The 19197-nt window shown below is 60.4% G+C and carries 16 protein-coding genes and 4 pseudogenes; 9 read left to right on the forward strand and 11 right to left on the reverse strand.

All coding sequences use genetic code 11. From position 1 onward, the window contains the following. From MF410_RS26150 to MF410_RS26175, 6 genes and pseudogenes are all read left to right on the forward strand, one after another. On the forward strand, positions 1 to 918 hold the full coding sequence (locus MF410_RS26150) for a hypothetical protein (protein WP_097625732.1): 918 nt from the start codon (positions 1 to 3) through the stop codon (positions 916 to 918). Further along, a complete protein-coding gene (locus MF410_RS26155; protein WP_097625731.1) occupies positions 915 to 1841 on the forward strand; it encodes an RcpC/CpaB family pilus assembly protein in 927 nt (308 codons plus the stop codon). The genes MF410_RS26150 and MF410_RS26155 overlap by 4 nt, the downstream gene beginning before the upstream one ends. Before the next feature lie 20 nt (positions 1842 to 1861). Then, positions 1862 to 3760, forward strand: a complete 1899-nt coding sequence (locus tag MF410_RS26160; RefSeq protein ID WP_097625730.1) for an ATPase, T2SS/T4P/T4SS family — start codon at positions 1862 to 1864, stop codon at positions 3758 to 3760. A gap of 10 nt (positions 3761 to 3770) precedes the next feature. After that, positions 3771 to 4634 carry a type II secretion system F family protein gene (locus MF410_RS26165; protein WP_049735009.1) on the forward strand — a complete coding sequence of 288 codons (864 nt, stop codon included), beginning with the start codon at positions 3771 to 3773 and terminating at the stop codon, positions 4632 to 4634. After that, positions 4634 to 5537 (forward strand): annotated as a pseudogene (locus MF410_RS26170) (type II secretion system F family protein). Before MF410_RS26165 ends, MF410_RS26170 begins: the two are co-directional and overlap by 1 nt. Positions 5538 to 5539: 2 nt before the next feature. Next, entirely contained in the window at positions 5540 to 6415 is an 876-nt protein-coding gene (locus tag MF410_RS26175) for an FHA domain-containing protein (protein ID WP_097625728.1), read from the forward strand. Positions 6416 to 6458: 43 nt separating this feature from the next. On the opposite strand, the gene MF410_RS26180 is transcribed toward MF410_RS26175, so the two are convergent. The 11 genes and pseudogenes from MF410_RS26180 to MF410_RS26230 all read right to left on the reverse strand — a co-directional run bounded on the left by MF410_RS26180 (position 6459) and on the right by MF410_RS26230 (position 16029). Beyond that, entirely contained in the window at positions 6459 to 6776 is a 318-nt protein-coding gene (locus MF410_RS26180; protein WP_097625727.1) for a hypothetical protein, read from the reverse strand. Between the two features lie 55 nt (positions 6777 to 6831). Beyond that, the gene (locus MF410_RS26185) at positions 6832 to 7923 is read right to left on the reverse strand and encodes an acyltransferase (RefSeq protein WP_097625726.1); all 1092 of its coding nucleotides are present in this window, start codon (positions 7921 to 7923) and stop codon (positions 6832 to 6834) included. 155 nt (positions 7924 to 8078) lie between these two features. Beyond that, entirely contained in the window at positions 8079 to 9593 is a 1515-nt protein-coding gene (locus MF410_RS26190) for a lipopolysaccharide biosynthesis protein (protein WP_183854774.1), read from the reverse strand. 19 nt (positions 9594 to 9612) lie between these two features. After that, positions 9613 to 10698, reverse strand: coding sequence for a polysaccharide pyruvyl transferase family protein (locus MF410_RS26195; protein ID WP_222134823.1), 1086 nt, complete (start codon positions 10696 to 10698; stop codon positions 9613 to 9615). Between the two features lie 572 nt (positions 10699 to 11270). Continuing rightward, on the reverse strand, positions 11271 to 12539 hold the full coding sequence (gene arsK / locus MF410_RS26200) for an arsenite efflux MFS transporter ArsK (protein ID WP_222134824.1): 1269 nt from the start codon (positions 12537 to 12539) through the stop codon (positions 11271 to 11273). Continuing rightward, positions 12536 to 13259: pseudogene (gene arsH / locus MF410_RS26205) on the reverse strand (arsenical resistance protein ArsH). Before arsH ends, arsK begins: the two are co-directional and overlap by 4 nt. Beyond that, on the reverse strand, positions 13234 to 13656 hold the full coding sequence (arsC, locus tag MF410_RS26210; RefSeq protein ID WP_097625723.1) for an arsenate reductase (glutaredoxin): 423 nt from the start codon (positions 13654 to 13656) through the stop codon (positions 13234 to 13236). The pseudogene arsH and the gene arsC overlap by 26 nt, the downstream one beginning before the upstream one ends. Before the next feature lie 39 nt (positions 13657 to 13695). Continuing rightward, positions 13696 to 14700: pseudogene (arsB, locus tag MF410_RS26215) on the reverse strand (ACR3 family arsenite efflux transporter); the annotation flags it as partial. 5 nt (positions 14701 to 14705) lie between these two features. Next, on the reverse strand, positions 14706 to 15149 hold the full coding sequence (gene arsN2, locus MF410_RS26220; protein WP_222134826.1) for an arsenic resistance N-acetyltransferase ArsN2: 444 nt from the start codon (positions 15147 to 15149) through the stop codon (positions 14706 to 14708). Next, the gene (locus tag MF410_RS26225; protein ID WP_183777808.1) at positions 15146 to 15676 is read right to left on the reverse strand and encodes an arsenate reductase ArsC; all 531 of its coding nucleotides are present in this window, start codon (positions 15674 to 15676) and stop codon (positions 15146 to 15148) included. The genes arsN2 and MF410_RS26225 overlap by 4 nt, the downstream gene beginning before the upstream one ends. Further along, complete coding sequence (locus MF410_RS26230) at positions 15673 to 16029, reverse strand: metalloregulator ArsR/SmtB family transcription factor (RefSeq protein WP_097625719.1); 357 nt, start codon at positions 16027 to 16029, stop codon at positions 15673 to 15675. Before MF410_RS26230 ends, MF410_RS26225 begins: the two co-directional genes overlap by 4 nt. Positions 16030 to 16070: 41 nt before the next feature. Here MF410_RS26230 and MF410_RS26235 point away from each other — a divergent pair, with 41 nt between their 5' ends. The 3 genes and pseudogenes from MF410_RS26235 to MF410_RS26245 all read left to right on the forward strand — a co-directional run bounded on the left by MF410_RS26235 (position 16071) and on the right by MF410_RS26245 (position 19016). Continuing rightward, entirely contained in the window at positions 16071 to 16592 is a 522-nt protein-coding gene (locus MF410_RS26235) for a DUF6428 family protein (RefSeq protein ID WP_131710758.1), read from the forward strand. A 248-nt stretch (positions 16593 to 16840) separates the two neighbouring features. Then, positions 16841 to 17085: pseudogene (locus MF410_RS26240) on the forward strand (FHA domain-containing protein); the annotation flags it as partial. Positions 17086 to 17234: 149 nt separating this feature from the next. After that, a complete protein-coding gene (locus tag MF410_RS26245; RefSeq protein WP_239620503.1) occupies positions 17235 to 19016 on the forward strand; it encodes an adenylate/guanylate cyclase domain-containing protein in 1782 nt (593 codons plus the stop codon). Positions 19017 to 19197 lie beyond the last annotated feature (181 nt).

The raw sequence follows: 19197 nt of genomic DNA on the forward strand, positions 1-19197 counted from the left end.
ATGAGACAGGGCGCGCGCATCTCCGTACATCTGCTGGCCACCGCTTTCGGTATCGGGCTTGTCGCCATGGTCGCGGTCACGCCGAGCCGCGCCGAGGTCTACAAGGATTTCCGGGCGACGCTGAATTCGACGCTGGCGGGCATTCTCGGCGCGCCGGAGCGGGCGCCGCGCGATCTGGTCATCAACGGCCAACCGCTCGAATTCACGCCCTACCAGAGCGATCGCAGCATTTCCGAGATCACCGACGAATGGCTGCGGGTGCTGGCCGTCAATACCCGCCCTGCCCTGCCGAAAAGCAACGACAGGGAAGAGCTGACGGCCGTCATCGCCGCTAATATGCTCATCGTCCCGAAAACCAGCCGCATCCGCGACGATCTCGCCGTGGTGGTCCGCTTCTTCGATGGCGACGGTGAGGCAGCGCTCGATTATCTCCGACGGCAGGACCCGGCCAATCCTTCGGCAAGGGCGCCGATCCCCGGCGTGTCGATCATGATCCGCCGCCCCACCGGTGCGCCGGTGACCGAGGTGCTGATGACCCGCTTCGAGGACGTGGCGTCGTCGCTGCCGGCCTTTGCAGCACCCGCCGATGCCAGCAAGCTGCCGCCGTCGCTGCGTCCGCCGGCCGGCGTCGAGGTGCTGAGCGATATCGGCGACCGCGACAAGGGCCATACGTCGCGCACGGTCGTCTCGAAAGGCTCGCTGTCTGCGGTTCGCTGGGCCGATGCGCGCGCCGATCTTCTCGCCCGTGACGGCTTCACCATCGAGACGCAAGCGGCTGAGCGCGGCGGGGTCACGGCTCTCTATGGCCGGCGCGGCAGCGTCGAGGCCAATGTTCTCTACACCAGCAGCAAGAGCGACGGCCGGACCGTCGAGGTCATTCAAATCAGGCAACCCTTCGTCGAAGGAACAACACCATGAACTGGAAGCTCATCGCGGCCGTCATCGTCGGGCTGATCACCGGCGTTCTGCTCTACTTCTGGACCGAGAGCGTCAAGAATGAGCAGGTTGCCTATGCCTTCATGCGGCTCCAGCCGGACCGGAAGGTGACGCGAGGTCAGGCGATCACGCCTGACATGCTCGCCGAACCGGTCATGCTGCCGGAAAGTTTCGGGGCGCTTGCCAAGCTTGCCGTTCCTGCTGCCAGCGCTTACCAGGAATGGCTGAAGGACAGGACGGCCGCCGCCGACATTCCGGCCGGCTCGGTGCTGCTTTTCCAGTATTTCGACGATAATGACGGCGGACGCCTGACGACGATGATTGCGCCCGGCAAACGGGCGCTCACCCTTCCCGTCAACGCCGCCGCCGCCGTCGGTCACTTCGTCGAGCCCGGCAGCTATGTCGATATCATCGGCACCGTGGATGAGCCGGTCGAACCGGTGGCGCCGGCCGCCGCAGCTCAGCCCGGAACCCCTGGTCAGCCTGCTGCGGTGCCCGGACAGTCGCCCGCTCCGGTCCAGCCGGCCCAGCCGGCCTCGCCGGTCGAGCAGATGCTGAAGAACTATCTCACCCAATATCCGGGCGCCGACGAGAATGACGTCAACGCCTACCGCAAGCAGGCGCAGGATTATAAGCTCGGCATCAGTTCGCGCACCCGCGTCGTCACCCGCACCTTCCTGCAGAATGTCAAAGTGCTGGCCGTCGGCGCCGCGACGACGGCCGAGGGCGCCATCACCAAGGCCAACAGCACCTACAATAACGTGACCGTCGAAGTGACGCCGTCGGAAGCCGAAATGCTGATTTTTGCGCTCGGCCAGTCGAACGGCAGCCTGAACATGGTGCTGCGCAATCCGGCCGACAACAGCGTCGAGGAACTGCCGAGCATCAACTGGACGCGTATGTGAGCGTTGCGGGGGAATAAGCCATGCTGTTGAAGATTTCCTATGAGGACGGCAGCGGCCGGGAGGTGATCCCGCTCTCGGCAAACGAGACCTATTTCGTCGGCGAAAGCAGTACGCTGACGCTGCCGGCCGGCGCCGGGGTTGTGCGGCTGCGCGGCAGCCACGTCTCCTCGCCGCAATTCGTGCTGCGCAAATCCGGCCAGGGCTGGTCGGTGCAGCATCATGGCCGCAACCCGACGCGGGTCGACGATCAGCCGCTGCGGGCCGGCACGCCGGTCGCGGTCTCGGCCGGCATGTCGATCTGGGTGCCGAACGTCACGATCGAACTGGTCGAACCGGCCGCGGCGGCCGAGGCGGTGACGCAGTTTCCGGACCAGGAGCGGGTGCTGGCGCTGCAGATGGAGATACATGAGCGACTGCTAAAAGACACGCAATATGACCGTCTGGTCAAATCCTCCGATTTCGGCCGCGAGGACACGCGCAACCGCATCCGCGAACGGCTCGACATGTTCATCAAGGAGGCCCTCGACGCCGCCCCGCAGGATCTGGTCATCCTGGTCATCAAGAACGCTGTCTACCGCTGGCTGGCAAAACGCATTGCCCGCACCGGGCGGCGCGATGCCTCGTCGACGGCCGCCAGCCTGTCGCGCGAGGAGCAGGACAACCGCCGCCTGTTCGATGTCGGCAAGGCGCTGATTTCGGCACTGCAGCTGAAGCTGAACTTCGAATCCACCCGCGCCGACTTCGCCCAGCTCGACACGCGCTTCAGCGCCGCCTTCCAGTCCCGCCAGGCGCTGTTCAATGCCGGCGACCGCTACGAGATCGCCCATATGCACCTGCGCTCCAACATCGAGGAGTTGATGTATCGCTGGGGCACGATCTCGGAGCTGATGGATCTCGACGTCATCTCGGAAATCATGGTGACCCGCTACGACGAAATCTATGTCGAAAAATTCGGCCTGCTGGAACGCTATCCCTTCGCCTTCGCCAATGAGCGGCAGCTGATGAAGGTGATCGAGCGCATCGCCGTCGATTCCAACCGCTCGATCAATGAGAGCGAGGCGATGGCCGACTTCCGCATGCCCGACGGTTCGCGCGTCAACGCCGTCATTCCGCCGCTGGCGGTCAAGGGCGCTTGCCTGACCATCCGCAAATTTGGCGGCAAATCTCGGCTCGACATCTCCAAGCTGGTGACGGCAGGCGCGCTCAGCGAGCCGATGCGCGCCTTCCTCGAGGCGGCGGTGCGGGCCCGCAAGAACATCGTCGTTTCCGGCGGCACCGGTTCCGGCAAGACGACGCTCTTGAACAGCCTGTCGCAGTTCATCCCGATCGGCGAGCGCGTCGTTGCGGTCGAGGATACGTCGGAACTGCAGCTCGACGGCATCCATGTGGTCTATCTGCAATCGCGGCCGAAAACGGCAGAGTCCGAAACCAGCGTCACCATCCGCGATCTGGTGCGCAACGCGCTGCGCATGCGCCCCGACCGCATCATCGTCGGCGAGTGCCGCGGCGCCGAGGCGATCGACATGCTGCAGGCGATGAACACCGGCCATGCCGGCTCGATGACGACGGCGCATGCCAATACGCCGCAGGACATGATGACCCGCCTGGAGGTGATGGTGCTGCAGGGCCAGAGCTCGCTGCCGGTGATGGCGATCCGCCAGCAGATCGTCGCCGCCGTCGAGCTCGTCGTGCAGCTGAACCGCCTGGAAAGCGGGCGGCGCGCGGTGACCGAAATATCCGAGGTGATCGGCATCGATCCGGATACCGGCCTCGTCATCGTCGAGCCGATCTTCCATCTCGTCGGCCGCGCCGGCGGCCAGGCGGTGCATGCCTTCACCGGCTATCTGCCGAGCTTCGTCGCCGAACTCGTCGAGTTCGGCGAAGACGGTGAAATCGAAAAACTCGATATGTTCGTCTGAGAGAAAAGCCATGGATATCAGCATTCTGCAGATTTTTACGGTCGCCCTCGGGGCGGTGACGGCGGGGTTGCTCGTCTGGGGCGCGCCGGTGCGCTGGCCCGCACCGCTTTTGCGCGCCACCGAACGCGATATCGCGCTCGCCAGCGAGGCGGCGCAGGTCTTTGGCCGCGATGCCGTGCCGCCCTATACGATGATTCTGGCCTACGGCATCACGGCAATCGTCGTCTTCCTGTTGATCTCGCTGATCTTCGGGCCGATCTTCGGCATCGTCATCGCCATTCCCGTCGCCTTCTTCCTGCCGAAGGCGGTCATCCGCTATTTCCTGCAGCGGCGCTGGCTGCAGATCGAATCGCAGCTTCCCTATGCGGTCGACCAGATCGTCTCGGCGGTGCGCACCGGCAAGCCGCTCGCCGTCGCCGTCAATGCGGTGGCCGACACCGGCCAGATGCCGGCCTCGCGCGAGTTCGAGCGCATCGCCCGCGAACAGAAGCTCGGCATCGGCCTGGTCGAGGCGCTCGACCGCCACGGCCGCACCGTGCCGAGCCTGCACTTCAAGATGGTCGATGCGGCCCTCGGCCTCTTTGCCCGCCAGGGCGGCGATATTTCCGAGCCGCTGACCGAGATGTCGAAATCCTTCAAGGAGATCTGGAAGCTCGATCAGAAGATCACCACTTCGTCGTCGCAGGCGCGCATGAACTTCCGCGTCGTCAACGGCGGCGCGCTGTTCATGATCCTGATGATCTTCTTCGGCCAGCCGGAGCTGATCGACAAGGTGTTCGGCAACGCCATCGGCATCGTCATCGCCATCGTCGGCGCCATTCTCTATGCCACCGGTTTCTTCTGGATGCGCTCGATGATGAAGGTGTCGGTCTGATGTCGGCGATCCCTCTTGGCCGCCTTGCCATCGTCTTTGCCGGCATCACCGCCGCCCTCTTCGTCTGGTGGATCGGCGATCTGCTCGGTAGCATCCAGGTGGTGCGCCGCTCCCGCGGCGGCGACGGCCCGCCGCCCAATATCGTCGACAGCGTCGGCATGCGCACGCCGGTCGAATTCGTGCTGCTGCATTTCGAGCCGTGGCTGGCCGACTACGGCGCCCAGCTGGAGCAGAAGCTGATCTATGGCGGCCGGCCCTTCGGCGGCGTCACCGGGCGGGAATATATCGCGCTGCTCGTCGTCATGAGCCTCTTCGGCTTCATCCTGCTCGGGGTGCTGTTCGGCATTGCCAGCGGCAGCATCATCGGCGGGCTGGTCGCCGGGCTGATCCTCGGGCTGATCCCCGCCATCTATTTCTGGGTAGTCGCCGACGACAAGATGCAGGACCGCAAGGAGCGCATTTCGCGCGAATTTCCCTATTTCCTCGATCTCGTCGTCATGACCCAGCAGGCGCAGGCGACCCTGCCGGAAAGCCTGAGGCTTTATGCCGCGGCTGCACCCGGCACGGTGATGAGCGAAGAGATCGACCAGACGCTGAAGGACGTGGCGCTCGGCACCGGCATGGTCGAGGCGTTGCAGCGCCTGGAGCGAAGGATGACCGCCGAGGAGGTCATCCGCGTCATCCGCGCGGTGATCCAGGGCGAGGTCGAGGGCAGCAACCGTGTCGAGACTGCTGCGCGAACACGCGCGCGACCTTCGCTTCCGCCGCTGGGAAAAAGCCGACAGGGCCAGTGAAAAGCTGAAAGCCAAGATCGTCATGCCGGCGATGATGATCGTCGTGTCGATCCTGCTTCTGGTGCTGGCGCCGGCAATTGTCGAGATGATGTCGAGTGGGATGTTTTGATCATGGCCTTTTCCTTCTTCCGCGGAAACAAACCAAGCCTGCTGCAGACCGGCCCCGGCGGCCAGAGCCGCAGCCATGCGCTCGACCGGCCCGAAATGTCGATCGGCCGGGCTTCGAACGCCGATATCGTCGTCGACGATCCCTTCCTGGCGCCGATCCATGCGCGCATCGAAAAGCAGACCGACGGCGGCTTCATCATCCGCCGCATGGGGCTGAACCCGATCATGCTGCGCGGCGAGGCGCTGCTGCAGACGGCCTCGCTGAAATCCGGCGACAGCTTTCGTCTCGGCAAGGATGTCGAATTCCAGTTTCTGGAGAAAGCGCCCGCCAAGGAGGCGCCGAAGAAGGAGGCGGTCAAGACTGGTGACGACAAGCCGAAGAAGCCGCTCTTCAAGCAGCCGGCCTTCCTCGCCGGCATGGGTCTCGCCTATCTCGTCATTGTCGGCGTCATCGGCTACGTCATCCTGTCCGACAGCGGCAGCGCGGAAAGTGGCCCAACGGCAGAGCGCATCAATGCGGAAGCCGCCCGCATTCCGACATGCATCAAGAATGCCCGACGCATGCGCCAAGTTTCCGAGCAAAGCTTTAACGGCGCTGTCGGCGGCCGCGTCGGCAGGGATGGCGACGCAACCTATGCCGCCCTTTCGCTTGCAGCCGAACCGTCTGACGACGCGGCGCTGGCAAAGGCCGCCGAGCCGATCGTCGAGGCCTACAAGCGTACGGCACTTGCAGCCCTCGCCTCGGAAAATCGCGGCAACAATACGCTGGCGCAGAGCCTCTACCAGCAGACCTACGATCTCGTCCCCGACATCAACTGCTCGGCCGCGCGTTTCGCGCTGCAGCGCCGCGCCGCCACGAAGCCGCCGACGCGGCGCTGATCGCAGGTTTGATGGGCATTTGACCGGAAGGAGTGGTTCGAACCTAGTGAGACGCTCTTTCGCCAAACAATAAGCCCAGCAACAGAAGGGAGCCGAAGGATAAAGCGCAACCTGTCTGGGCGATGGTGGCCGCCTTGCGCAATGAGCGAAACTCCTCGGCGACGTAGTACCTGTCGAAGCGGCTGCGCTTGCGCGCTTGCCGTTCCCGCCAGCTGAGGCACTGATCTTCCGACTTATCTACCAGGCAGTCCGTCTTATAGAGCACCCTGATTATCACCCAGAAAGCGACGGCGAAGCTCACGGCAAATACACCGAAGCAGGTAAAAAATATCAACTTCACGACGAGCAGTTGACCGACCATTCCCAGCACATCCCATGTATTTAAGTGCGTACACCTGGGAACGCCGACGCACAAGTTATCGAGTTCGACGGGTCCGCGTAGCCATAGTTTTGTCAACGAGACGGGCGGTCACATAAGCGAAACATACGACCGCGCTGAGAAACACTGAGAATGCGAGAGGGCTATTCAATCCAATCGACGCCGCAACTGGCTTGAAAACGCCGATCGCGCCTCGATGTAGGATGTAGATTGGGTAGGAGATATACCCAATCCATGTTGCCAACGCCTCTGCTTTTGCAGGCATCTCCAAAAAGAGGCCAAGCATTACGATGAGCGGAGCCAAGGCCATCGCGAACATCAGGTCGTAGTAAGGCCGCAGCACGACAGGAACCGGCGCCGCAATGCAAATCATCAGAAGAAGGCATGGCACAATGGCGGCCCAGCCCTTCCTCCAAGCGGGCATGCCGCCGAATAGACGGCTTATCACGACCCCTGCGGTAAATGAAAACATCACCCTTGGCAGGCCACCTACCGCTGAGGGCCACTCCCAGCCAATATTCAACATACCGTATTTAAAACCGACAAAAACCAAAAATGCAGCCGAGACCAATGCAACCCCGCAGAGGACGCGGATAGAGAGCCGAAAAAGCCACAGGGCGAAGACTATATTCACCAACAGTTCCCAGAACATCGACCATGCTGGACCGTTGATTGGAAACATTCCTTGCATCGGGTTCGCTTGAAGGAAATACATTGGACTGGGCAGAAAGAACGTGTTCGCAGTCGTCGACACCAGCAGGTCGATGACACTTTGATTTCTCAGCCCCCAGCTTGTTAACAGAATGATCTGGATGAGGCCGACCAAAATTCCGATCAAATAGAGCGGATAAAGGCGCTTGATGCGGGCCGCCATAAACGACTGGAACAGCAGACCGCGCGAGAGTCGTTTTCCATAAATTTCGGCGATTATAAATCCGCTTAGAACGAAGAAAAAGTCGACTGCTAGATAGGCCGATGGCGCATAGCTCTCCCGGAAATGTGTAGCGACAACACAAATAGCGGCAAATCCGCGCATTGCATCGAGCGTATAGTAACGGTTGCGGTCGGCAACCGAGGCTCCTACATCGTCCATCGCCAATGGCGAATAACCGCGGTCGAGGCTACTCATCTTATGGATTATCCTATTACGCGTTGTGTCTGAGGGGCGTTCGGATGCGGTGGATGAGAACGTCACCGAAGCGACGTTCTGATAATTTCAGATGACGGCTTGAGCACCAGATCCTTTAAATCGCAGCACAGGTTTATGCGGGTGGGGTCTGGAAATCATGCAGGGTTGGCAACCGCACCCCTGTTACTTTTGCGCTGCCGTGCCTGCTTTATACTGCCGATCAAGATATTTAAACGAGCTCTGCACAGAACGAATATCAGGCCGCAGTAAACCATGCCGCCTGCAAGGATTTCCACGGCCAAGCGTGGATACGGGGACCAATGAATGAGCAATTCGTGGAGGAAGAAAACGACTGCAACCATTCCTGCAGAGGCAATGGTAGGCCGCAGGAATTGCGCCAGGTATGCCGGGATACTCAGTTCTATATGCTGCGAAACCTTCCAACTGGTGATCGGCCAAAACAACAAAACTTCGATCATTATGCCGAAAACAATCGTCGTGACGCCATAAGGATAGAGAATTGCGATCGTCAGGAGTGTGAGGAGGTTTCGTGCCAGCTGGTAGTAAAACCACCAATCCATCTCTCCTTGGCTCTTGATCAAGGATGCCTGCACGTAGCCGATCCCAGCCATCAATCCGATGACGCAGTAGAACCGAACCGGCCAAACGGCCGCGATCCAATGTGCACCGAAAATTGTCGTAATCGCATCATCGGCAACGGCGGCAAGGCCAATGAATACGGGGTAGGACACCAGAGCGCAGCCAAACGTTGCCATGAGAAATGCTTCTCGCACTTTCTTCGGATCGGCTCGCAATGAAGAAAGCAAGACGTGCGTGACAGATGTTAAGCCACCGGCGATGACGTTGTTGATCATATCAAACAGACGCTTGGAAAAGTTATAGATCCCGAGCGCTGCCGGGCTCAAGAGCACCCCAATGAGCAAGTTGTCCAAGCTCATCGTCTGTAAAAACCGAGTGCCGGATGCAAAGAACCCATAGTGAAGGAGCTCGTTGAGGCTTGCTCGCTTCAGGTAAAGCCCGGGCCGCCACCCGGCGCCCCAGAAAGCGGCGCCGCATGATGCCGCTGTGGCCGCGATCTGTGCAATCGCAAGTCCCCACAAGCCGAAACCCGCGAGAACCAAAACAAGGCAAATGCAGGCAGAAGTGATGGTTGCAATCACAGTGCGGACGGCTACCAGATGAAACGACATCTTCCTATTGACAATTGCATTCGGAACGACGGCCGTGAAGTCGAAGAAGACCTTCAATCCCATGATGTAAATCAGGGGTGTGATTTGCTCATGCCCCACATAGGCCGCAATTGACGAAGCGGCTATGCACAAAGCGCCATAGATCAAAAATGAAAAAGCGAGCGAAAGCAGGAATATCGTATCCAGATGGCTGCGCCTGATTTCGGCTTTTTGTATAATCGCTTCGCCAAATGCCGTTGGTCCAAAGCTGCCCGCAAACGACACAATGCTGAATGCCAGCGCGACAAGACCGAAATCCTGGGGCTGGAGAACGCGAGACGTCACCACAAAAACAGCGAAGGTCAGAACTGTCGGAATAAGCGTGCTCAGCGCCGACCAGAAGGCACCGGTTACGGCTGCGGCGGATCGGTTCTCACTGACATGGCTGAATAGAATATCGTCGTCTTGTAAAACCGACAAAGTGAGCTCCTACCGGGAATCAGACTATGGAGGGTTGAGGTATTAGATCGGGGGCGGGAATAGCGGGGCTTGGATTCATGGGTTTACTCGACTTGTACCAAGTTCCTCCCATCTCATACGGCAAGCGAGACATTGCTGCTAAAAGCTCACCGGCATTTGTCGCTTTCTCCACCAGAGGGCTATCGCCAGTCTGGCTACCGATGACGTCGTGTAGATTGCTTCCGTCCCTCGCAACCGCGATATGCGGCTTATTCAGCAAAAGACAGAGAATATGACCGTGTAGATGGTTGGTGATGATCCGTTGCGCGCCGGACAGGATCTTCACGCCGTAATCGACATATCGAGCCGCGACATCCTCACGATGTTGGGCGATCATCTCTGTGCGGCTAAAGCCATGCCGCAACGCCGACTTGACGACGCTCGACTTGCGCATGCGCGACAAACTATTTGAACCGTTGATCCAATTGGTAAGAGGTCCATCAACGTTCGCTCGCGCTTTCGCTATATCAACCTCGTCCTCTCCAAGAGGCTGCATGACATATAATACCCTGAGAGGATCGGCTTCGAACGGTTTCAGCATTCCCATGCCGAATGCCGTGTCCGGGCCAGCCTCGACATCACAATCGAAGTTGGCTTTCGCTAACTCGAAACTCTGACCATCGCGCGTCATGCAAAAAAAATTGCGATGCCTCCCAATCGTACGTTTCGCGTATTCCTTGAGGGACTCGTTCGCGAAATGAATCGTTTGCGGCATCTGAATGATCGTTCGATCCGGATATTTCCACATCAAACGGTAGCGAACATCATCCCTGCCCGTCCGCGCGTCTCCAAAGTCGGTCCAACCGCAAATGAATATTGGAGCGTTGCCTGGTGTTGTTTTTATCTCATCTATACTTTGAGCGGTACTGCCAGTCAGCACCGGGAGGCGCCCTGTTACTTCGCGCAATACCATCGACAATCCAAGCCAACTCGCATGATGGCCGGGATCTTTATTTGATGGAAAGTTCATTATAACGTAAGGCTGTCCCCGGCTTACAAATTTCCTTACGATTTCAATCAACTTTTCTTTTTGTCGTCGTATTACAACTTCGCCGAGGTGATGCATATACTCAACTTGTATTTTCAAAACTCGAACAGCAATTACAGCCGGAATTCTGAAAAGTCAATTGGAGGATGTATTACTTTTGAGTAATAGTTAAGTGGGCAAATTGTCTCACTTCTTAGCAGCGATCACGAGGTTCGAGCGTCGCGCCTGGGCTTGGGAATTGCGCAGCAAACGGACAGCCGCGGAATATCCGCGGATGATGAAGTGTTGATTGGACTAGATGTCGAAGAAGGAGATCACGGGCTTACGAGGCAGCGCCTCGTGAACCCGGCGGTGGCTGGACCATCAACAGCCCGCGCAATTCCGTTCCGGTCTCCGCGATGTCTATTCTTACAACACCAGGGAAAAGCGGGCAAAAACGCCTGCGACAGCAGGGCTAGTCGCTTCCGCTGATAACGAGCCTCTACCAGCAGACCTACGACCTCGTCCCCGACGTCACTGCTCGGCCGCGCGTTTCGCGCTGCAGCGCCGCGCCGCCACGAAACCGCCCGCCCGCCGCTGAGCGCCGGCCTGTCTCAAGCAATGCTCGCCGGTGCCGGGGTGATCAGCGGCGCATGTTGCACAGGGCTGTTCTATGGCTGCCCGAGGGGATTGGCCTTTTCCGCCTCGCATTCCGGCAGCCGCACCAGTTTGGCGAGGTTTGCGCTGCAGCGGCGGGCGGCCGTCCGCTGCATGACCAGGATCAATCCGAACATGACGATCGCCAGGCAGCTTAGCGTTGCACAGATAGCCAGCGATGCCGGAATGCCGATCTGAGCCATTGCCAGCGCCAGGACGAACGGCGCAATCGCGGACAGGATCAAGCGGGCCGCCATCATCTGACCCTGCCGCTTGCCATAGCCGTCACTGCCGAACAAATGCAACGGCAGCGTACCGGTGACGATGCTCAGCAAGCCGTTACCCATGCCAAAGATCATCGCGAATATCATGGCGCCCGGCACGGACGGTGCCAGAAGCAGCAGGATTAGCATGCCGCCGGGTATTAGAAGAGCCGCGAACAAGGCCAGATGCAGCGCCGCAAGATTCTTGCCGAAGATCATGTTGATGAGACGGCTGGCGACCTGGGAGGGCCCGAACAGCGTCCCGACCAAGGCAGCCGTGGTGCCGAGGCCGAGGCCAGACAGCAGTGGCACCATATGAACCAGCACCGCCGAGCTGGAAAGCGACATCAGCGAGAACCCCGCTACCATCAACAGGAACCCCAGGCGACGACGCTCTGATGGCAGGATACCCTCGACGCGCGGCGAGGCAATTTTTGCTGTTTTCCGTTGCACTGCTGCGCCGTGAGAAAGCCACGCATGGATCGGCAGGCAGATGAACAGGTTGAGGGCGGCAAATATCACATACACATTCTGCCAGGACATCTGCGCCTGCAGCACTGCCGTGATCGGCCAGAACATTGTCGAGGCGAAACCCGCAATCAGCGTGAGGTAGGCGATGCTGCGCGATGCCACTTCCGGCCGGAGCTGCACGAGAAACGCAAACGCCGCGCCGTATTGCACCAGATTGGCCGCGACCTCGATCGCGATCAGGGCGGCGACATAGGACGTCCTCCCCGACGCGTAGGCGCAGGCGAGCAAGGCTGCGGCGGCGACGGCCGAGCCTATGGTCATCACCCACCCGGCACCAATGCGATCAAAAAGGCCGCCAAGCCACGGCGCCGTCAGCCCGCCGATCAGCAGCGCGACCGAGAGGGCGCCGAAGATCCATTCGGTCGACCACGCGAAATGGGCCGCCATATCAGGTGCCAGAATACTGAAGCTGTAGTAGAGCGTGCCGTAGCCCATATTCTGCGTGATGCCGAGGGCAACGATGGCAGTGACCGGGATCCGCCCGCTCATATGGATTTCAGTCTCGTGCGCTGCTCCAGCTTTTCCGCTTCTTCCTTGCGCTCGCTGTAGCGATCCGCGAGATAGGCAGAGGCGTCCCGGGTCAGCAGGGTGAATTTCACCAGCTCCTCGCAGACGTCCACGACGCGATAGTAATATGACGAGGGCTTCATGCGGCCGTCCGTATCGAATTCCTGAAAGGCTTTCGCCACCGAGGACTGATTGGGGATGGTAATCATGCGCATCCAACGGCCGAGGACACGAAGCTGGTTGATCGCGTTGAACGACTGCGAGCCGCCCGACACCTGCATCACCGCCAGCGTCTTGCCCTGGGTCGGCCGCACCGATCCGACCGAAAGCGGGATCCAGTCGATCTGTGCCTTCATGATGCCCGTCATGGCGCCGTGCCGTTCCGGACTGACCCAGACCTGGCCTTCCGACCAGGCAGAGAGATCACGCAATTCCTGTACTTTGGGATGGTTGACCGGTTCCGCGTCTGGAAGTGGCAGGCCAGCGGGATCGAAAATCTTCACTTCGCACCCGAAATGCTTCAGTAGCCGGGCGGCTTGAGCCAGCAGGCGGCTATATGATACAGCCCGCAGCGAGCCGTAGAGGATCAGAATGCGCGGCTTGTGGCTGAGAAAACGCCGGACGCAATGCGTCGAGATTCGGCTGGCGCAGATGATCGAGGGATGCGCCAGGCAAGTCAGACAATGCGCCTGCCCTCGGCATCGAGAACTTGCTCGCCATCTTCCTTGGTGAACGCCCCCTTGTGGGTGGCCGGCAGAATGTCGAGCACCAGTTCGGAAGGACGCGACAGCCGCGTGCCGATGGGTGTGATCACGAAAGGCCGGTTGATCAGGATCGGGTTTTCAAGCATGGCATCAAGCAGCTGATCGTCGGTCAGCTTCGGATCATCGAGGCCAAGTTCCGCATAAGGCGTGCCCTTCTCGCGGATCGCCTCACGCACGGTAAGGCCGGCATCCGCAATCATTCTGACGAGCTGGTCGCGGCTGGGCGGTGCCTTCACGTACTCGATGACTGTGGGCTGAATGCCGGCATTGCGGATCATCTCAAGCGTGTTGCGCGACGTGCCGCAGTCGGGGTTGTGATAAATTGTGACGTCCATGATGTTAGACCCTTTTGATGGTGGTGGCGTGGTCTGGACGGCGGCGCCGCGCTCATACCAGCCCTTGCTGCGGTTGACGATCCAGACGACCGACAGCATCACCGGCACCTCGATGAGGACGCCGACAACGGTGGCAAGCGCCGCCCCGGAGTTGAAGCCGAATAGGCTGATGGCCGCAGCCACCGCCAGTTCGAAAAAGTTGGAGGCGCCGATCAGCGCCGAAGGCCCGGCAACACAGTGCTCCTCCCCGCTCATGCGGTTGAGCAGGTAGGCGAGGCCCGAATTGAAGTAGACCTGGATCAGGATCGGCACGGCCAGCAGCGCAATGACCGCCGGCTGTGCGATGATCCGTTCGCCCTGGAAGCCGAACAGCAGAACCAGGGTCGCCAGAAGTGCCAAAAGGGACACCGGCTGCAGCTTGGCGCCGAGACGGTCGGCGTCGGTCACACGGCGCAGCATCTGCGCGACGATCACCGGCAGGACGATGTAGAGCAGGACCGACAGGATCAGCGTGTCCCACGGCACCGTAATGGCGGAGAGACCGAGCAACAGGCCAACGATCGGTGCGAAGGCAACGACCATGATGGTGTCGTTCAGCGCCACCTGAGAGAGCGTGAAGTGCGGCTCGCCTTTGGTCAGGTTCGACCACACGAAGACCATCGCGGTGCACGGCGCGGCCGCAAGAATGATCAGCCCGGCAATGTAGCTATCGATCTGGTCAGCCGGCAGGTAAGGCCGAAACAGATAGCCGACGAACAGCCAGCCGAGCAGCGCCATCGAGAACGGCTTGACGGCCCAGTTGATGAAGAGCGTGACGCCGATCCCGCGCCAATGGCGCCCGACCTGGCTGAGCGAAGCAAAGTCGATTTTCAGCAGCATTGGAATGATCATCAGCCAGATCAGCACTGCGACCGGCAGATTGACCTTGGCGACTTCGGCTGCGCCGATCGCCTGGAAGACGCTGGGCAGGACATGACCGAGAGCGACGCCGACGACAATGCACAGGAAGACCCAGATCGTGAGGTAACGTTCAAAACTAGACATGGATTTTACCCTCGGACTATCTTGGCCAGCAGCGCCGCCGAAGCCGGGCACAGGCTTGCAGCCTGGCGGGTTTGCAGGATCGCCGCAGGAGCCGTCACACGATCCACCTTGGCGAAACCGAAGCGCTCGAAAAACGAGGTTGCCGAATCCGTCAGCAAATAGACCGTGTTGGCACCGCCACGCGCAGCCTGGGTAAGCAACTGCCGGGTGATGGCTTCGCCATAACCGTGCCCGCGCTGCTGTGGCAGGACCACCAGCGAACGCAGGAGCGCGCAGCTGCCGTAGTCTTCCAGGCCCCCATAGCCGACGGTCGCGTTCCGATCCGTGAACCGGAAGAAGCTGCGGCCGTCTTCGTCGAGGTCATCGATTGGAAGTTTGGCAGCCTGCAGGGCCGTCCGCAGATCCTCATCTGCGCCGCTCACCGGTCTTCGATCCAGCTCCCAGCTCATGCGACGTCGCCCCGGCTACTGGTCGTGCCCTCCATCGTGCCGATGGCGCGCAGCTGTGTTTCAAGCGCCAGCTTGTCAATTGATGCGAGCGGAAGGCTCACGAATGCGACAATGCGGTTCTTGAGGAAACGCGCGGCTTGTGAGAAGGCCTGGCCTTTCTCGATCAGCGTACCTTCGACGGCCGCCGGATCCTCGATACCCCAGTGCGCCGTCATCGGGTGGCCGATCCACACGGGGCATGCCTCGCCCGCGGCGTTGTCGCAGACGGTGAAGATGAAATCCATCTGCGGCGCGCCGGCTTCGGCAAACTCGTCCCAGCTCTTCGAACTGAACCCGGTGCTTTCGTAGCCAAGGGCGCGCAGCGTATCCAGCGCCAACGGGTGGACTTCACCTTTGGGCCGGCTTCCCGCCGAGTAGGCGTTGAAGCGGCCCTTGCCTTCGCGGTTGAGGATGGATTCGGCCAGGATCGAGCGGGCGGAATTGCCCGTGCAGAGGAAAAGGACGTTATAAACGCGATCGGCGGTCATAGCAGGTTTTCTTTCGGAGCTGGGGCGCAGCAAGCGGCGACTTCGGCGACCGGCGCGCAGATCTCGGGATGGCCGCCGCAGCAGTCTTCCATCAAGAAGCGGATGAGCGCGCCGAGGCCTTCGTAGTTGGCGGTGTAGATGATCGAGCGGGATTCCCGCTGTTGGTTGATAAGTCCTGCTCGCTCCAGTTCCTTCAGATGGAACGAGACGTTGGAGGCGGAAACCTCCGCCTTCTCAGCGATAGCGCCGGCAGGCATCCCATTCGGCCCGGCGACGACAAGCATGCGGACGATGTGCAGCCGGGTTTCCTGCGACAGTGCCGCAAATGACATGAGGGCTTGACGTTCTTCCATATTTCTACAATCCTTGAAATATTGAAACAGGAGTAGCCGAAATGAATGCGATCGACAAGCCCCTTCTCGAGACCGACATCAGCCTGGGTCACCTGCTAGAGACGATCGACGGCGTCCGTGAACTGCCGCTGATCTTCTCCTATGACGGCCGACCGGTGAAATCCGGTTACCATGTCACTGAGGTCAAGGCCGGGCAGTTCGCCGCGCTTGACTGCGGTGCCAACCCCGAAGCCTGGTCGGAAATCTTCGTGCAGCTTTGGGATCTCGACGAGGAAAATCGTACGCACATGGCGGCCGGCAAGTTTGCGGCGATCATTCGCAAGGTGTCGGAGCACGTACTGCTCGATGGTTCTGCCAAGCTGACCTTCGAAGTCAGCGACGGCATCCGGCCGATGCAGCTTTATTGTGCCTCGATGCCGACCGTGCAGGGCGGTGCTCTGCATGTCGAGCTGACGCCGCGTCCGGCAAGCTGCAAACCCCGCGACCGATGGCTGAAAGAAGAAAACCGCAAGTCATCTGCCTGCTGTGGCCCGTCAACGGCACAAAGCGCCTGCTGCGGCTGAAGCCGCCGTTGTCGGAAGATCCGGCGACTAAGCCGGCAAGTTCACGGGGAGAAAAGCAGTCGCTACGGAGGGCCGCTCGCCGGCACCGGGGCGCGGTGCGTTGCAGGGCTGTTATATGGCTGGCCGAGAGGCCTCGTTTCCCCGCCACGCATTGCGGCAGTCGCACAGGTTTGGTTTGCCAGCGCTTAGGGCTTGGTGCATGCCGGGAAGCTGGCGAGCGGCATTGTCTCTATCAAGCGGTTGCGCTCGATGGCGATGCAGCCTATGCGGCGGCCGAGCCGTCGGACGACGCCGCGCTGGCAAAGGCCCTCGAACCGATCGTCGAGGCGTACAAACGCACCGCACTTGCAGCACTCGCCTCGGAAAACCGCGGCAACAAACGCTGGCGCAGACGCTTTACCAGCAGACCTATGATCTGGTTCTCGACATCAACTGCCCGGCGGCGGGCTTTGCGCTGCGGCGGGCGGCTGTGAAGCCGCCTGCCAAGCGTTGACAGCCGGTCCCGTGTCGCTGCTAGGAACCTCGCGCGCCGCTGACCACTGTCGGTCTAAGCAGATGTTGCCACCAAATCCCAAGCGGTAGAGCTTGACCTCGGCGCAAGTGAAAAACGCGGCATGCTCGCACACCGTTTGGAGTCAGTGTATGATCTCCGCCGAAGGGAGATGGGGGGTGCCAACGGGTCAGGCCAAACGCAGGCTTTGCGCTATTTTCGCCGCCGATGTGGCTGGCTATAGCCGCCTTGTGGGTATTGATGAGGAGGGCACCCTTTCCCGGCTGACCATGCATCGCCGCGACGTTCTTGATCCGGTTATCCTGAGGAATGGCGGCGGTATTGTCAAAACCACTGGTGATGGATTGCTCGCACAGTTCGCGAGCGTCATTGATGCAGTTCGATGCGCGGTCGAAGTGCAAACTCTTATGGCCAGTCGCAACGCCAGCGAGGCCGACGGTATGCGCATGGATTTCCGTATCGGCATCAATGTCGGAGATATCCTGGAGCAAGATGGTGACATTTTCGGTGACGGCGTCAACATCACCGCACGGCTCGAAGGCATAGCCGAACCCGGCGGTATCTGCGTTTCGGCCCGCGTGCGGGACGATGCGGCGGGGAAAGTTGACTATGCCTTCGACGATATGGGTGAGCAGGCACTGAAGAACATCGAGCATCCGGTCCGCGCTTTCAGGGTGCGGGTTGTGAACCCTCCCACAGTCGGCCCACCCGGGCAGGCCACGTCACTCGGCAAACCGTCGATTGCTGTTCTGCCATTCCAGAACATGAGCGGCGACCCGGAACAGGAGTATTTTGGTGATGGCATAACCGAAGACATCATCACCGCCTTGTCGAAGGCGCGAGGCGTCCTCGTCATCGCGCGCAATTCGACCTTCGCTTTCAAGGGCAAGGCAGTGAGCAGCCGTCAGGTCGCTCGTGAACTTGGCGTTCGCTACGTCCTGGAAGGCAGCGTTCGCAAGGCAGGGGATCGTCTACGGGTCACTGGTCACCTTGCTGACGCGACCAGCGACAACCACATTTGGGCGGAGCACTACGATCGGCCTGTCTCCGACATCTTTGCGCTGCAGGACGAGATCACCGCCAATGTTGCCGCAGCGATTGAGCCACAGCTCTACGCCGCCGAGAACCTTCGCCTGCAGAGTAAGCCGCCGGAGAGCCTCGACGCCTGGGGCTGCGTCGTGCGAGCAATGCCCTATATCTGGACATGGGTTTCGCAAAAAGACGAAACGGGGATAGCACTGCTGAAGCGGGCTATCGAACTTGACCCCGGTTATGCGCGGGCGCGTAGTCTGCTCGCTTGGATTTTCGCCACGCGGGTTGCACTCGGCAATATGGATTTCGAGCGTGGCGTATCTGACGGATTGATTCTTGCCCAACGGGCGATCGACCTCGATCCAGACGATCCCTGGGGACATCTGGCCGCCGCCTATATCTTTACCTTTACGCGGCGCTTCGGCCCAGCAGTTGAAGAACTCGATGAATCTTTGCAACGCAACCCGTGCTTCGCACTGGCGCGAGTCATTTTGGCCGTCACCTACGCTTATGCAGGGCTTGCGGAAGAGGGTTATCGCCAGCTGGAAATCGCGAGTCGACTGAGCCCCCGCGACTTCGCGCAGCCCGCGAATTTATCGATCGAAGGCCTATGCCATCTGATCGCGGGCCGCTACGCCGACGCGGTTACTGCCGAGCGGCGTGCTGTTCAACTACGGCCCGACTTCGGTACTGCCTGGCGGACGCTCACGGCAGCCGCGGGCCTCACTGGTGATTTGGAAGTTGCACGACAGGGTCTCGCCGAGTGCAAGCGCCTGCAGCCAAACCTCAGCATCGCCTGGGTCGAGAAATACCACCCGCTAATCCGAGCGGAGGACCGCGCCAGATACATCGAGGGCTTGCGACTGGCGGGCCTGGAGTAAGTCAGGCTCGGCAATTATTGGGGCGCGGCATCCTCCAACGTCCCTCATGCTTGAGATGCGCAGCCCGAAAGGGCGAAGCCTCGAAGCAAGCAGCAACGCTGCTTCTTGCGTGTATCAACGCCTGACCCGCCCTCCATTCGAGGCCCTGCGGGACACCTCAGGATGGGGCTCTCTTGGAGTG

Origin of the sequence: Rhizobium sp. C104 (assembly GCF_022354505.1) — a bacterium.
Classification (GTDB): domain Bacteria; phylum Pseudomonadota; class Alphaproteobacteria; order Rhizobiales; family Rhizobiaceae; genus Rhizobium; species Rhizobium redzepovicii.

Excerpts from the sequence above, each read along its gene's own strand:
- MF410_RS26150 (WP_097625732.1), top strand. The coding sequence starts at position 1 with ATGAGACAGGGCGCGCGCATCTCCGTACATCTGCTGGCCACCGCTTTC.
- MF410_RS26155 (WP_097625731.1), top strand. The coding sequence starts at position 915 with ATGAACTGGAAGCTCATCGCGGCCGTCATCGTCGGGCTGATCACCGGC.
- MF410_RS26160 (WP_097625730.1), top strand. The coding sequence starts at position 1,862 with ATGCTGTTGAAGATTTCCTATGAGGACGGCAGCGGCCGGGAGGTGATC.
- MF410_RS26165 (WP_049735009.1), top strand. The coding sequence starts at position 3,771 with ATGGATATCAGCATTCTGCAGATTTTTACGGTCGCCCTCGGGGCGGTG.
- MF410_RS26175 (WP_097625728.1), top strand. The coding sequence starts at position 5,540 with ATGGCCTTTTCCTTCTTCCGCGGAAACAAACCAAGCCTGCTGCAGACC.
- MF410_RS26180 (WP_097625727.1), bottom strand. The coding sequence starts at position 6,776 with ATGGTCGGTCAACTGCTCGTCGTGAAGTTGATATTTTTTACCTGCTTC.
- MF410_RS26185 (WP_097625726.1), bottom strand. The coding sequence starts at position 7,923 with ATGAGTAGCCTCGACCGCGGTTATTCGCCATTGGCGATGGACGATGTA.
- MF410_RS26195 (WP_222134823.1), bottom strand. The coding sequence starts at position 10,698 with ATGCATCACCTCGGCGAAGTTGTAATACGACGACAAAAAGAAAAGTTG.
- arsK (WP_222134824.1), bottom strand. The coding sequence starts at position 12,539 with ATGAGCGGGCGGATCCCGGTCACTGCCATCGTTGCCCTCGGCATCACG.
- arsC (WP_097625723.1), bottom strand. The coding sequence starts at position 13,656 with ATGGACGTCACAATTTATCACAACCCCGACTGCGGCACGTCGCGCAAC.
- arsN2 (WP_222134826.1), bottom strand. The coding sequence starts at position 15,149 with ATGAGCTGGGAGCTGGATCGAAGACCGGTGAGCGGCGCAGATGAGGAT.
- MF410_RS26225 (WP_183777808.1), bottom strand. The coding sequence starts at position 15,676 with ATGACCGCCGATCGCGTTTATAACGTCCTTTTCCTCTGCACGGGCAAT.
- MF410_RS26230 (WP_097625719.1), bottom strand. The coding sequence starts at position 16,029 with ATGGAAGAACGTCAAGCCCTCATGTCATTTGCGGCACTGTCGCAGGAA.
- MF410_RS26235 (WP_131710758.1), top strand. The coding sequence starts at position 16,071 with ATGAATGCGATCGACAAGCCCCTTCTCGAGACCGACATCAGCCTGGGT.
- MF410_RS26245 (WP_239620503.1), top strand. The coding sequence starts at position 17,235 with ATGATCTCCGCCGAAGGGAGATGGGGGGTGCCAACGGGTCAGGCCAAA.